Origin of the sequence: Billgrantia gudaonensis (genome assembly GCF_900100195.1) — a bacterium.
Taxonomy (GTDB): Bacteria; Pseudomonadota; Gammaproteobacteria; order Pseudomonadales; family Halomonadaceae; genus Halomonas; species Halomonas gudaonensis.
The window spans coordinates 297697-311557 of record NZ_FNES01000003.1; the positions used below are offsets into that span (position 1 = coordinate 297697).

14 protein-coding genes are annotated in these 13861 nt (G+C 65.4%); all 14 read right to left on the bottom strand.

The window, feature by feature from the left end; all coding sequences use genetic code 11:
• Positions 1–31 precede the first annotated feature (31 nt).
• The 14 genes from rnhB to tsf all read right to left on the bottom strand — a co-directional run bounded on the left by rnhB (position 32) and on the right by tsf (position 13853).
• Positions 32–658 carry a ribonuclease HII gene (gene rnhB / locus BLP96_RS05335; RefSeq protein WP_089683872.1) on the bottom strand — a complete coding sequence of 209 codons (627 nt, stop codon included), beginning with the start codon at positions 656–658 and terminating at the stop codon, positions 32–34.
• Entirely contained in the window at positions 655–1857 is a 1203-nt protein-coding gene (gene lpxB / locus BLP96_RS05340) for a lipid-A-disaccharide synthase (RefSeq protein WP_089683874.1), read from the bottom strand. Before lpxB ends, rnhB begins: the two co-directional genes overlap by 4 nt.
• Positions 1858–1859: 2 nt before the next feature.
• A complete protein-coding gene (gene lpxA / locus BLP96_RS05345) occupies positions 1860–2627 on the bottom strand; it encodes an acyl-ACP--UDP-N-acetylglucosamine O-acyltransferase (protein ID WP_089683876.1) in 768 nt (255 codons plus the stop codon).
• Entirely contained in the window at positions 2624–3067 is a 444-nt protein-coding gene (gene fabZ / locus BLP96_RS05350; protein ID WP_089683878.1) for a 3-hydroxyacyl-ACP dehydratase FabZ, read from the bottom strand. Before fabZ ends, lpxA begins: the two co-directional genes overlap by 4 nt.
• Positions 3068–3210: 143 nt before the next feature.
• Positions 3211–4251: a UDP-3-O-(3-hydroxymyristoyl)glucosamine N-acyltransferase gene (gene lpxD / locus BLP96_RS05355; protein ID WP_089683880.1), complete on the bottom strand. Its 1041-nt coding sequence runs from the start codon at positions 4249–4251 to the stop codon at positions 3211–3213.
• A gap of 37 nt (positions 4252–4288) precedes the next feature.
• Positions 4289–4801 carry an OmpH/Skp family outer membrane protein gene (locus BLP96_RS05360; protein WP_089683882.1) on the bottom strand — a complete coding sequence of 171 codons (513 nt, stop codon included), beginning with the start codon at positions 4799–4801 and terminating at the stop codon, positions 4289–4291.
• Positions 4802–4826: 25 nt separating this feature from the next.
• Positions 4827–7172: an outer membrane protein assembly factor BamA gene (gene bamA / locus BLP96_RS05365; protein ID WP_245682168.1), complete on the bottom strand. Its 2346-nt coding sequence runs from the start codon at positions 7170–7172 to the stop codon at positions 4827–4829.
• Between the two features lie 126 nt (positions 7173–7298).
• Positions 7299–8657, bottom strand: coding sequence for a sigma E protease regulator RseP (rseP, locus tag BLP96_RS05370; protein ID WP_089683884.1), 1359 nt, complete (start codon positions 8655–8657; stop codon positions 7299–7301).
• Between the two features lie 38 nt (positions 8658–8695).
• A complete protein-coding gene (ispC, locus tag BLP96_RS05375) occupies positions 8696–9901 on the bottom strand; it encodes a 1-deoxy-D-xylulose-5-phosphate reductoisomerase (protein ID WP_089683886.1) in 1206 nt (401 codons plus the stop codon).
• A gap of 1 nt (position 9902) precedes the next feature.
• Positions 9903–10703 (bottom strand): phosphatidate cytidylyltransferase, encoded by an 801-nt coding sequence (locus BLP96_RS05380; RefSeq protein ID WP_089683888.1) that lies wholly within the window; start codon positions 10701–10703, stop codon positions 9903–9905.
• The gene (gene uppS, locus BLP96_RS05385; RefSeq protein WP_089683889.1) at positions 10696–11463 is read right to left on the bottom strand and encodes a polyprenyl diphosphate synthase; all 768 of its coding nucleotides are present in this window, start codon (positions 11461–11463) and stop codon (positions 10696–10698) included. The genes BLP96_RS05380 and uppS overlap by 8 nt, the downstream gene beginning before the upstream one ends.
• 56 nt (positions 11464–11519) lie before the next feature.
• The gene (gene frr / locus BLP96_RS05390; protein WP_089683891.1) at positions 11520–12077 is read right to left on the bottom strand and encodes a ribosome recycling factor; all 558 of its coding nucleotides are present in this window, start codon (positions 12075–12077) and stop codon (positions 11520–11522) included.
• 4 nt (positions 12078–12081) lie between these two features.
• The gene (pyrH, locus tag BLP96_RS05395) at positions 12082–12867 is read right to left on the bottom strand and encodes a UMP kinase (protein ID WP_089683893.1); all 786 of its coding nucleotides are present in this window, start codon (positions 12865–12867) and stop codon (positions 12082–12084) included.
• A gap of 116 nt (positions 12868–12983) precedes the next feature.
• Positions 12984–13853 carry a translation elongation factor Ts gene (gene tsf, locus BLP96_RS05400; protein WP_089683895.1) on the bottom strand — a complete coding sequence of 290 codons (870 nt, stop codon included), beginning with the start codon at positions 13851–13853 and terminating at the stop codon, positions 12984–12986.
• Between the last annotated feature and the right edge of the window lie 8 nt (positions 13854–13861).

Here is a 13861-nt window from a genome sequence, read left to right on the forward strand (position 1 = left end):
GCGCTCCTCGCCATCAGGGCTATTCGTTGGCCTAGAACAACGCCAGTTGGCGCCTGACCGGACCGAAGGAGCGACGATGCTCCGGCAGCGGCCCCAGGCGCTCCAGGGCGGCCAGGTGCTCGCGTGTCGGGTAGCCCTTGTGGCGGGCGAAGCCATAATCGGGATACTGGGCATCCAGCGCCATCATCTGGGCGTCGCGGGCCACCTTGGCGAGTATCGAGGCCGCGGCGATGGCTGGATGGCGAGCATCGCCCTTGACCACCGCCTGGCCGGGAACATGATGCCCGGGCAAGCGATTGCCGTCCACCAGCAGGTACTCGGCAGCCGGCGTCAGTGCATCGATGGCGCGGCGCATGGCCAGGTGCGTGGCATGGTAGATGTTGAATTCGTCCACTTCGGAGGCCGAGGCTTCGGCCACGGCGAAGGCGAGCGCCGCATCGCGGATGTTGGCGTCCAGCGCCTCGCGCCGGTGCGCGGTGAGTGCCTTGGAGTCGGTGAGCCCTTCGATGGGGCGCGCCGGGTCGAGAATCACCGCGGCGGCGACTACCGCACCGACCAGCGGGCCGCGGCCCACCTCGTCGACGCCAGCAAGACGTGCGCCCCGATAGTCGATCACCAGCGGCGGAAACTCGGTCGTCCTTGTCTTGCTCTCCTTCACGATGCCAACTCCCCGGCACCCTCGGGAGTGACGCTGGCCGGCAGGGGCCGCCCCTCCACCAATGCCTCGATGGCCTCGCAGGCGCGGCGGCTGGCATCGCGTTGCAGACCGGCATGCATCTCGGCGAAACGCGCCTCCAGTACGGCACGCCCGGGGACATCGTCGAGCATCGCCGAAAGCCGTTGGGCGATCGCCGCAGCGCTGGCGTCGTCCTGAATGAGCTCGGGCACCAGCGTCTGGCGGGCGATCAGATTGGGCAGCGAGATCCACTCGGTCTTGACCAGACGCTGGGCCAGCCAATGGGTGGCCGAGGCCATGCGGTACGCCACCAGCATGGGGCGGTGACAGAGCATCGCCTCCAGTGCCGCCGTGCCCGAGGTGAGCAGTACCATGTCGCTAGCCACCATGGCCTCGTGGGCCTGGCCGTCGAGCAGGGTGACGCGCTCGACCAGTGACGGCCGCTGGGCCAGCAACGCCTCGAGTTCCACGCGACGCTCCGGTGTGGCCGCCGGAATCACGGCATGCAACTCTGCACGGGCCTCGCACGTCCGTTGGACGGCGTCGAGGAAAGGAGCCCCCATGAAGCGAATCTCGCTGGCCCGTGAGCCGGGCAGTACGGCCAGCAATTCGGCGTCGGAAGGCAGGCCGAGCGCCTCCCTTGCCGCCGCGCGATCGTTTTCCAGGGGCAGCTCGTCGGCCAGCGGATGGCCGACGAAGGCCACCGGCACGCGGTGTCTGGCATAGAAGGCCGCCTCGAAAGGCAAAAAGGTGAGCATGGCATCCACGGCACGGGCAATGCTCTTGACCCGTCCCTGACGCCAGGCCCAGACGGAGGGACTGACGTAGTGAGCGGTGGGGATGCCCGCTGCGCGAAGCTGTCGTTCCAGGCCCAGATTGAAGTCCGGTGCGTCGATGCCGACCATCACGTCCGGCTGCCAGGCCAGGGCGTCGCGACGCAGAGCGCGTCGCACCCCGACCAGACGAGGCAAGTGCTTGAGCACCTCCATCAGCCCCATCACCGAGAGCGTCTCCAGAGGAAAGCGGCCGTCGATGCCTGCGGCGAGCATGCGCGGTCCGCCAATGCCGCGAAACTCGACATCCGGATGGCGTGCCTTGAGCTCGCGCATCAGGCCGCCCCCCAGCCGATCGCCGGAGAGCTCGCCGGCCACCAGGTAGACCTTGAGCGGCTTGCCGGCCATGGTCAGCGCACGATGCCGCGAGTCGAAACCTCGATTGAAGCGGCAAAGGTTTCGGTTTCTGCCAGTCGATAGCGCTCGCGGATCTGCAGCAGCGCCTGTTCGACGGTGAGCCCTTGGCGATACACCAGCTTGTAGGCTTCGCCCAGTGCACTGATCGCCTCCTTGGAGAAGCCACGCCGCTTGAGGCCCACCAGATTGAGGCCATGAACCTGCGCCGGGTTGCCGTTGATCATCACGTAGGCGGGCGTGTCCTTGGTGATGATCGAGCCGCCGCCGGCCATGGCGTGAGTGCCGAAATGGCAGAATTGATGGACGGCAGCGAGACCGCCGAGGATGGCAAAATCGCCCACGACGACGTGGCCGGCCAATGTGGCCTGGTTGGCGAGGATGCAGTCGTTGCCGATCACGCAGTCGTGGCCCACGTGCACGTAGGCCATGAACAGGTTGCGCGAGCCGATGGTCGTTTCGCCGCGATCCTGAGCCGTGCCGCGATGCAGGGTCGCGCTTTCGCGAACGACGTTGTCGTCGCCCATCACCAGGCGCGTCGGCTCACCGGCGTATTTCTTGTCCTGGCAGTCTTCTCCCACCGAGGCGAACTGGAAGATGCGGGTACGCGCCCCAAGCACCGTAGGCCCCTTGATCACCACGTGTGGACCGATACGCGAGCCGGGCCCGATCTCGACGTCGGGTCCGATGACCGTGAAGGGACCGACCTCGACGTCCTCGGCCAGACGCGCCCCGGGATCGACGATGGCAGTGGGATGGATCAAGCGACTTTCCTCTCGGCACAGATGATGTCGGCCTCGCAAGCCAATTCTCCGTCCACGGTAGCACGACAGGCAAATTTCCAGATGCCGCGTTTCTCACGCACCACATCGGCCTGAAGAACCAGACGGTCGCCGGGCATCACCGGACGTTTGAAGCGCACGTTGTCGCTACCCACGAGATAGTAGACGTAGCCATCGGCCGGCAGCTTGTTGACGGTCTTGAACCCGAGAATGCCGCATGCCTGGGCGAGCGCCTCGATGACCAGCACGCCGGGCATGATGGGGTGGTGCGGAAAGTGACCGTTGAAGAACGGCTCGTTGATGCTGACGTGCTTGTAGGCAACGATGGATTCGCCGAGCGCCAGCTCCGTGACCCGATCGACCAGCAGGAACGGGTAACGGTGCGGCAGGTACTCACGAATCTCGTTGATGTCCATTACCATCGTAGCGACCTCTGAGGTATGGGGATGAGCCCGGGGGCAACGGTGGCTGCTCCGGCTTCCCGAAGGCCCCGCCCGCGCTGCAACCAGCGCTCGGCTGCGGCCAGCCAGACGGGCGAAGGATTATAGCGTCGCCCGTGCGGTACTCAAGCGTCGCGTTCGTGTTTCTCGAGACGCGCCAGGCGCCGGGCGATGTCATCGAGCTGCTTGAAGCGCACCGCATTCCGGCGCCACTGCGCGTTGGGCATGGCTCCGGTGCCGGACGAGTAGACACCCGGAGTATCGATGGAGTTGGTGACCAGGCTCATGCCGGTGACGTGGACTCCGTCGCAGATCGTCAGGTGGCCGGAGAGCCCCACGCCGCCGCCCAGCATGCAGTGGCGGCCGACGCGGGTGGAGCCGGCGATTCCCACGCACCCGGCCAGGGCGCTGTGATCGCCGATGCGCACGTTGTGCGCGATCTGCACTTGGCTGTCGATCTTGACGTCGTTGCCGATCACCGTATCGTCCAGAGCTCCACGGTCGATGCTCGAGCAACTGCCCACCTCGACGTCGTCGCCCAGCACCACGCCGCCCAGTTGGGCGATCTTGTGCCAGCGACTGCCATCGTGAGCGAAGCCGAAACCGTCGCCGCCGATGACGCAACCGCTGTGCAGAATGGCTCGCGCGCCGATCACTGCCCCACGGCATACGGTGACGTTGGCGTGCAACCGGGAGCCGTCTCCGATCCGGGCTCCGACCTCCACCACGCTGCCCGGTCCGACCACTACTTCGTCACCCAGAACGACCCCGGCCTCGATCACGGCGTTGGGACCGACCTCGACGTTCTCGCCCATTCGAACATCTTCGGCCACCACAGCAGACGCATGGATGCCCCCCGTCGGGCGTGCCAGGAAAGGATCGAACAGCTGGGACAGCTGGGCATAGGCCAGATAGGGGTTGTCCAGCACCAGGCGTGCCACGGGGCACGCCTCGGCGTGCTCGAGCTGGATCAGCACCGCGGCCGCACGGGTATCGGCAAGATCCTTGAGGTAGGCGGCATTGGCGAGGAAGGCGATATCCCGCGGACCGGCATCCTTCAGGGTCGCCAGGCCGTCTATGGGGCGCGATCCATCACCCTGGAGGCGTGCACCGAGACGTTCGGCGAGCGCACCCAGAGTGAAGCCGGAAGAGTCGTTTGGGGTCATGGAAGCCTGGTCAAAACAGGGGCGTCACGCGCCGAAATCAGAGAAGCGTATTCAGAATCTCGGTCACTTCCGACGTCAGGTCCGGCAGGTCGACATCGGAATGCAGCACGCCTTGCGGTTCCACCAGTACCTCGACGCTGTGCCGCGTGATCACCTGATCCACGGCCTGTTCCAGCTTGGGTTCTGCCTCGGACAGAAAGGCCTGCTCCGCCTCCTGTTGCGCCTGCATGATCTCGCCGCGCAGCTGTTCGAAGCGGCTGCCCTTCTGCTGGAACTCCTGCACCAGCGCCTGGCGTTCGCTTTCCGGCAGGCTGTCACCTTCCTGCTGCAGGCGCTGCTGCATTTGCTGAAGCTCCTGGCCCAGGGATTCGGCTTCCTGCTGCTGGCCGCCGATGCGGCTCTCCAGGTCACCCATGGAGCGCTGGGCGGCATCCGACTCCATCAGCGCGGTGCGCCAATCCAGCAGAGCGACCTCGGCCGCCTGAACCTGAGTCGATACGGCCAGGGCACTCAGCAGGCCGAGCCAGAAGACAGCGATGAATTTACGCATACGGGGTTCACCTCATCAAGAACGATCAGAATGTCTGGCCCAGAGAGAACTGGAACGCCTGAGTATCATCGCCGCTCTCATCGTTCAATGGCTCGGCGATGCTGAAGGTCAACGGCCCCACCGGGGTCAGCCAGGAGAGCCCCACGCCGGCGCTGTAGCGAAGATCGCCCAGGTCGGCGCCACTGCTGCAGCGAGAGGGGCCATCGCCCGCCACTACCGGATAGCAGTCGGTCAGGAAGGTGTTGCCGGCATCGACGAAGACGGCAGCCTGAAGCGAGCGCTGATCTTCCACGAAGGGCAGCGGGAAAAGCAACTCGGCACTCCCCTCGACCAGCACGTTGCCGCCCAAGGTACGATCGCGGTCCGACCCTTGCGACGGCGTGGTCGGCTGACCCAGGGTATTGCTGGTGAAGCCACGCACCGAGCCCAGGCCACCGGCATAGAAGTTCTCGTAGAACGGATAGGGGTCGTTGCCGATGGAGTCGGCATAACCCAAGGTCCCATCGAACTTCAGCCCCCAGGTCTGCTCCTCGTTGAACGGGAACAGCTGCTTGGCGTTGGCCCGTAGCTTGTAGTAGTCGGCGTCGCTGCCCGGCACGGCGGTTTCCAGTGAGACGCGCTGATAGCTGCCGTCGGTGGGCATGACGCCGCGATTGAGGTTGTTGCGCGTCCAGCTCGCGGTGAGCTTGAAGCTCTGGGCATCCTCTCCCTGGTCGTCAGCGTAGCGGAAGATTTCCGATGCTGTGTCGCGGTAGGTCTTGATCGTCAGATCCTCGGCGCTGAGCCCGAAGTTGAGGCGTGACAGCTCGCTGACCGGATACCCCATGTTGATGCCCCCGCCATAGGCATCGGTGGAGAAGGTGGAAATGTCCGAATCCTCGTAGTCGGTCTCGCGGTAAAAGACGTTGTAACCCAGCGAGATGCCGTCGAGCGTCCAGTACGGATCGGTGAAGCCGAAATTGATGTTGGTGAAGGTGTCGCTGCGCTGGGCACCGACGTTGACGCGATTGCCGGTCCCCAGGAAATTGTTTTGCGACAGCGCGGCACCGTAGATGACGCCCGCACTCTGCGAGTAGCCGATGCTGGCGGAAATGGAACCCGACGGCTGCTCCTCCACCGAATAGGTGACGTCCAGCTTGTCGGGCTCCCCGGCGACCGGCTCCGTCTCGACCTCCACCTGACGAAAGAACCCCAGACGCTCGAGACGCTGACGCGACTGGCTGATCGATTCCGTAGAGGCGGGCGCGCCTTCCATCTGGATCATCTCGCGGCGCAGCACCTCATCCTGAGTGGTGGTGTTGCCGACGAACTCGATGCGTCGCACGTAGGCACGCTGCCCCGGATCGACGCGAAAGGTCAGATCCACGGTGTCCTCGGCGTCTCCCGGCTGGGGCATCCCTTCGACGCTGGCGAACGCGAAGCCCTCTGCGCCGAGTCGATTGCGCAACGCCTCGCTCGATGCGGTCACGTCGCTGCGCGAGAAGATCTCGCCGCTCTCGACGGTGAGGAGATCTCGCGCTTCGCTTTCGCTGATGTGCAGATCGCCCTGGAAATGGATATCGCCCAGCCGGTACTGCTGGCCTTCGTTGATGTTCACGGTGACGAAGATCTGCGATTTGTCGGGACTGATCGAGACTTGCGTGGAATCGATGGAAAAGTTCACGTAACCGCGATCGAGATAGAAGGAGCGCAGGCGCTCCAGATCACCGGCAAGCGCCTCGCGGGAATATTCATCGCTGGAAAACCAGCCGAACAGCCAGCCGGGCTTGTCCTCGAGCTCGAAGACGTCGCGCAACTCGTCATCGTCGAAGTCGCTATTGCCGACGATGTTGATCTGGCGAATCTTGGCCACTTCGCCTTCGTTGATGTCGATGTCGACCTGTACACGACCTTCATCGATCTCGCGAACCTGGGCATCGATTTGCGCGCTGTAGCGCCCTTGGGCCTGGTAGACGCCTTCGAGCTCGCGCTGGATTTCCTCGAGAGTGGAGAGCTGCAGCACCTGGCCCTCGGCCAGGCCCGCCTCGCGAAGGCCTTCACGCAGCTGCTCGTCCTCGATCTGGCTGTTGCCCGAGATGTCGAGCCGCGAGATGGTCGGCCGTTCGACCACCTGGATGACCAGCACGTCGCCCTCGCGAGCCAGCTGGACATCCTCGAACAGGCCGGTTTCGAAGAGGCTGCGAGCCGCCTCGGCCAGCTCGCGCTCATCGACCCGATCGCTGGCACTGACGGGAAAGGCATTGAAGACGGAGTCCGGTGAAATGCGCTGTAGGCCCTCCACGCGGATATCGGAGACTTCGAAGGGTTCGGCCAGCGCGGCCTGCGCACCGGCTAGCAGCAGAGCCGCCAGTCCAAGGTTCTTGATGTTCATGCAGTCGCTTCGCTCGCGTTGTTCCGCCTGTCAATCCAGACAGGCACCTTATACATTTGTGCGGGTGACTGACAAGGTAGGCACCAGCAGATACCTACCCATGCCCCCGACCGGGGGAGTCGCTCGCTACCAGAGACGCATCAGATCGAAATAGAGCGCCATCACCATCAGGGTGACGACCAGTGCCAAGCCGATGCGCAGCCCCACGGCCTGGGTTCGCTCGGAAACCGGGCGCCCGCGCAGCGCCTCGACGAAATAGTAAAGCAGGTGGCCGCCGTCGAGTACCGGAATGGGCAACAGATTGAGCACTCCCAGGCTGATCGACAGATAGGCCAGGAAACTGACGAAGCTCTCCAGCCCGGTTCGTGCCGTATCGCCGGCCAACTGGGCGATGGTGATGGGACCCGACAGATTCGACGGTGAAATCAGCCCCACCAGCATCTTGCGAATGGCGTCCAGGGTCAACAGCGTCATTTCACCGGTGCGTCCCAGCGCCTGCCCCACCGCCGCCACCGGGCCATAGCGAATCTCGCGACGGTATTCGTCCGGCCACGCCACCGGCTCGACACCGGCACCCACGTAGCCGATGGTCGTACCGTCTTCGATCTCGCGCGCTCCTGGAGTGAGGGTCAGTTCGAGGCGCTCCTCGCCACGGGCCACGTCCAGTGACAGCGACTCGCCCGGGCTCGTCCGCACGCGGTTGACGAAATCCATCCAGTCGGCCACCGGTTCGCCGTCCACGGCGACCACCTCGTCGCCTGGTTCGAGCCCGGCCTCGGCAGCCGCCTCACCGTCCATCACCTGGCCGAGCACCGCGGGGATGTCCGGCTGCCAGGGGGTGATGCCCAACGTGGCGAGCGGCCGAGGCGGATCCTGGCGCACCAGGAAGTCTTCCACCGGCAGGCGATACTCACGCGGAGCGGCGGCGGCATCATCGCGGGCCTGCAGACTCAATTCGCCGTTGGCACCGATCGCCGCCACCAGCTTGAGGTTGATCTGGTCCCAGGAGCGCACCGTCTCGCCGCGCACCGCGACGATCTCTTCGCCACCGGAGAGGCCGGCACGCGCCGCAGGCGAGTCGGGGGAGACGTTGCCGACCACCGGCACGACCGCCGTGGTGCCCGCTACGAACAGAGCCCAATAGACGACGATGGCCAGCAGGAAGTTGGCCAGCGGCCCGGCAGCCACGATGGCGATCCGCTGCCACACCGGCTGAGCGTTGAAGGCCCGTTCGCGTTGATCGGGCGGAACGGGCGCTTCGCGCTCATCGAGCATCTTGACGTAGCCACCCAACGGAATGGCGGCCACGACGAATTCCGTGCCGTGCCGGTCGCGGCGCGACCAGATCGGCTTGCCGAAGCCTACCGAAAAACGCAGCACCTTGACACCGCAACGCCGTGCCACCCAGAAGTGGCCGAACTCATGGAAGGTGATCAGCAGGCCAAGCACCACGATGACGGCCAGCACGTTCTGGATCAGGCCCAAGTCACTCTCCTCGTTCCATTGGCATCATGGCGGTTTCCTCAGTCATCGCCCAGCAGGCTTGCGGCCGTGCGGCGCGCCCTGGCATCGGCCTCGAGCACGGTTCCCAGTTCATCCGCCCGCTCCACCGGCAGCGCGTCGCAGGTATGCGCCACCAGATCTCCGATAGCGGTGAACCCGAGCCGGCCGGTCAGGAAGGCATCCACCGCCACTTCATTGGCGGCGTTGAGTATCGCCGGCGCCGTTCCTCCGGCGGCCATCGCCTCGCGTGCCAGGCGCAGACACGGGAATGCCGTTTCGTCGGGCGCCTCGAAATCGAGGTGCGCGACGCGAAACAGGTCCAGCGCCTCGACGCCGGCATCGATGCGTTCCGGCCATGCCAGTCCGTAGGCGATCGGCGTGCGCATGTCGGGGTTGCCCAGCTGAGCGATCACCGAGCCGTCGCTGTAGGCGGCCATCGAGTGGATGACGCTCTGCGGATGCACCACTACCTGTACCTGCTCCGGGCGGGCATCGAACAGCCAGCACGCCTCCACCAGTTCGAGTCCCTTGTTCATCAGGGTCGCGCTGTCCACCGAAATCTTGCGCCCCATGCTCCAGTTGGGATGGGCGCAGGCCTGATCGGGAGTCACCGTCGCCAGACGCTCTGGCGTCCAGCCGCGGAAAGGCCCTCCCGAGGCGGTCAGCAGCAGTTGGGTCACCCCATGCCGGGACAGACCCCCGCGATGCTCCACGGGTAGACACTGATAGATGGCATTATGTTCGGAATCGATGGGCAGCAGGGTCGCGCCGTGGCGCGCCACGGCATCCATGAAGAGCGCGCCCGACATCACCAGCGCCTCCTTGTTGGCCAGCAGCACACGCTTGCCGGCACGGACCGCGGCAAGCGTCGGCAGTAGCCCGGCAGCCCCGACGATGGCCGCCATGACCACATCGACATCGCTGGCTTCGGCCACCTCGACCAGCGCCGCGGCGCCGAAACGCACCTCGGTGGCCAGCCCTTCGTCGGCGAGCCGCGACCGTAGCCAGGCGGCATCCTGTTCCCGGTCCAGGACCGCCACCTCGGGGTGGTGTTCACGGCACCGTCTCAACAGCGACTCGCGGGAGCGATGGGCGGTGAGCGCATGGACGCGATAGCGTTCGGGGTGGCGGGCGATCACGTCCAGGGTGCTGGTCCCGATGGAACCGGTGGCTCCCAGCACCGTGACGGCCCGCAGGCCGTGGGGGTCACGCTTCGCACCATTCATGTCACAGCACCCCCAACGACAGCAGCGCGAAGAGCGGCACCGCCGCGGTCAGGCTGTCGATGCGATCGAGCACGCCGCCATGGCCCGGCAGCAGTTGGCTGGAATCCTTGATGCCGCGATGGCGCTTGAGCATGCTCTCGAGCAGGTCCCCGAGCACCGACACCAGCGTGACCACGGCCGTCACGGCGAGCAGCGCCAGGCCGCCGGCCACCCCAAGCCCCTGCCAGGCGGCAAAGACGAGGGCCAGTGCCAGCGTCACCGCCAGGCCGCCGGCCACGCCTTCCCAGCTCTTGCCCGGACTGACCGCCGGTGCCAGCTTGCGGCGCCCCCAGGCCCGACCGCTGAAGTAGGCACCAATGTCGGCGCCCCATACCAGCAGCAGCACGAAGAGCAGCCACACGCTGCCGACGTCTCTCAACACGTTGAAACCGACCCAGGCCGGCAACAGCACCCATCCCCCCATCGCCAGGCGCCGCGACGACGCCTGCCACTGCTCGCGGCAGGCCGGGTAACGAACGACCCAGTAGAGGTTGACCAGCCAGCCGGCCAGGGCCAGCCACAGCGGCCAGATCGCGCGGGCAGCGTCGCTGACCCACAGCAGCACCATCGCCACCGCCAGGGCGGCGACCAGCAGCCCGCGCTGACGCCGGTGGGTCACGCCGGCCAGATTGGTCCACTCCCAGGCGGCGAGGAGCACGACACCCCCGGTGAATAGCCCATAGGCAGCACCGCTCAAGCCGAACAGCCCGCCCAGAGCCAGCGGCACCAGCCACAGGGCGGTCAGGATTCGCTGCCTAAGCACCGTCGGCCTCGACCTGCTCGTCGGTCTTGCCGAAGCGGCGCTGCCGACTGCGGAAGTCGTCGAAGGCGGCATCGAGGGCTTCGCCATCGAAGTCGGGCCACAGCCGCGGCGTGAAGTACAGCTCGGCATAGGCCATCTGCCACAGCAGGAAGTTGGAAATGCGCTGTTCGCCGCTGGTGCGGATGCACAGATCCACCGGCGGTACGTCGGCAAGGCAGAGAGCGCTCTCGACGGCCGACTCGTCGATGGCATCGGGGGCGAGTTCGCCGGCGGCGACGCGCTCGGCCAGCCGCCGCGTCGCTCGCGTGATGTCCCAACGACCACCGTAGTTGGCCGCGATCACCAGATGCATGCCAGGATTCTCGGCGGTCAGCGCCTCGGCCTGCTCGATGTACTTCTGGATGGAGTGCGAGAAAGCGCGGCGTTCGCCGATGACCGAGAGGCGAATGCCGTGCTCATGCAGCTTTCTCACCTCGCGCTTCAGCGCCAGCAGGAAGAGCTCCATCAGGGCACTGACCTCGGCCTCGGGACGTTTCCAGTTTTCGCTGGAGAACGCGAAGAGCGTCAAGGTCTCTACGCCGCGTTCGCCGGCACGACGGATCACGGCACGCACGGCCTCGACGCCGGCTCGATGGCCGCGCACGCTGGACATGCCGCGCGCCTTGGCCCAGCGGTTGTTGCCATCCATGATGATGGCCACATGGCGTGGCACGCCGGCACTGTCGAGTGCCGAGGGCCCAGTGGTGTGCGTTGACGTCATGGTGTCTCACATCGCGGGGTGGACGGGCCGGGCCCGGAAACGGCAGCCCGGCGGAATCACACCTGCATCAGGTCGTGCTCCTTGGACTCGAGCGTTCTGTCGATCTCGGCGATGTACTTGTCGGTGAGCTTCTGGATCGCTTCCTCGCCCTGGTGCTGCTCGTCCTCGGTGATCTCCTTCTCCTTGAGCAGCGCCTTGATGTCCCCATTGGCATCGCGACGCACGTTGCGCACCGCCACCCGGGCGTGCTCGGCCTCGCTGCGAGCTTGCTTGATGTAGCCCTTGCGCGTTTCCTCGGTGAGCATCGGCATCGGCACGCGGATCACGCTGCCCGCGCTGGCGGGGTTGAGGCCCAGGTCGGAGCTGATGATCGCCTTCTCCACCTTGGGCACCATGTTCTGCTCCCACGGTACCACCGTGAGGGTGCGGGCATCCTCGACGTTGATCGAGGCGACCTGATTGATCGGTACCGGGCTGCCGTAGTAATCCACGGTCACCGAATCGAGAATGCTCGAGTGGGCACGGCCGGTACGAATCTTGTTGAAGTTGGCATGAAGCGACTCGAGGCTCTTCTTCATGCGGCTTTCGGCGTCTTTCTTGATGTCATCGATCACGGTGTCAACCTCTGTCTATCAGGGTGCCTTCCTTGCCGCCCACGACCAGATTCAGCAGGGCGCCCGGCTTGTTCATGTTGAAGACGCGAACCGGCATGTCATGGTCCCGTACCAGGCAGATGGCGGTCAAATCCATGACGCCGAGCTTCTGGTCGATCGCATCGTCGTAGGTGAGCCGCTCGTACTTCACCGCCTCCGCGTGCTTCACCGGATCCTTGTCGTAGACGCCATCCACCTTGGTGGCTTTGACCACCACGTCGGCATCGATCTCGATGCCGCGCAGACAGGCCGCCGAATCCGTGGTGAAGAACGGGTTGCCGGTACCGGCGGAGAACAGCACCACGTCGCCGGAGGTCAGGTAGCGAATGGCCGTGCGACGATCATAGTGCTCCACCACCCCGCTCATGGGGATGGCCGACATCACCCGCGAGCGGATATTGGAGCGTTCCAGGGCATCGCGCATGGCCAGCGCATTCATCACCGTGGCCAGCATGCCCATGTGATCGCCGGTCACCCGGTCCATGCCGGCCTCGTGCAGTGCCGCACCGCGGAACAGGTTGCCGCCACCGACTACGATGCCCACCTGCACGCCGATTCCGACCAGTTGGCCGATCTCCAGCGCCATGCGGTCGAGCACCTTGGGATCGATGCCGAATTCGGCATCGCCGGTCAGCGCCTCTCCGGACAGCTTGAGCAGAATGCGCTTGTACTTCGACTTGTCGTCGCGCGACTTTTCCGCTCGGCTGGCGTCGGGACGGGGCGGGGCTTCGCTGCGATCGGCACTGGGCATGGGCATCTCCTGAATCAACGTCGAGTGGATTGCAAGGTTGGCGGGCCGGGCACGCCGGCCGGATACGCGAAGGCGTGCGCTCATGCGCACGCCTTCACGCGCTGGAAGCTCAGACCTCAGCTACGACCAGCCTGTTCCATGACTTCCTTGGCGAAGTCGACCTCTTCCTTCTCGATGCCTTCGCCCACTTCGAAGCGGGTGAAGCCGACCACCACGCCACCGGCGGCCTTGACGAACTCGGCCACGCTCTGGTTGGGGTCCTTGACGAAGGGCTGCTCGGTGAGGCTGTTCTCGGCCAGGTACTTCTTCAGACGGCCCTGAACCATCTTCTCGGCGATGTTCTCGGGCTTGCCGGCCATGTCCGGCTGGGCCAGGATGATCGCCTTCTCTTCGTCGAGCTTTTCCTGCGGCATGTCATCGGGGCGCGCCACGGTCGGGTTGATGGCAGCGACGTGCATCGCGACGTCCTTGGCCACCTCGGCGTTGCCGCCCTCGAGCACGGTCAACACGCCGATGCGACCACCGTGGACATAAGCGCCCACCAGACCGCCTTGCGGCGCCTCGACCACGGCGCAGCGCCGTACGCCGATGTTCTCGCCGATCTTCTGCACCAGTTGTTCACGAGTGACCTCGAGATCGCCGTCCATCACCGCGGCCACGTCCTCGCTCTTGGCGGCGAAGAAGGCATCGGCGACCTTGTCGGCGAAGGCCTTGAAATTGTCGTCGCGGGCGACGAAATCGGTCTCCGAGTTGATCTCGACCATCACGCCGTAGCTGCCGTCATCGGCGACACGCGTCACCACGGTGCCTTCGGCGGCGGTACGGCCAGCCTTCTTGGCGGCCTTGAGGCCGGAATTCTTGCGCAGGTTCTCGATGGCGACCTCGATGTCACCACCGGCTTCGGTGAGTGCCTTCTTGCACTCCATCATGCCGAGCCCGGTACGCTCGCGCAGTTCCTTGACCTGGGAGGCGCTGATCGCTGCCATGGTAGTTA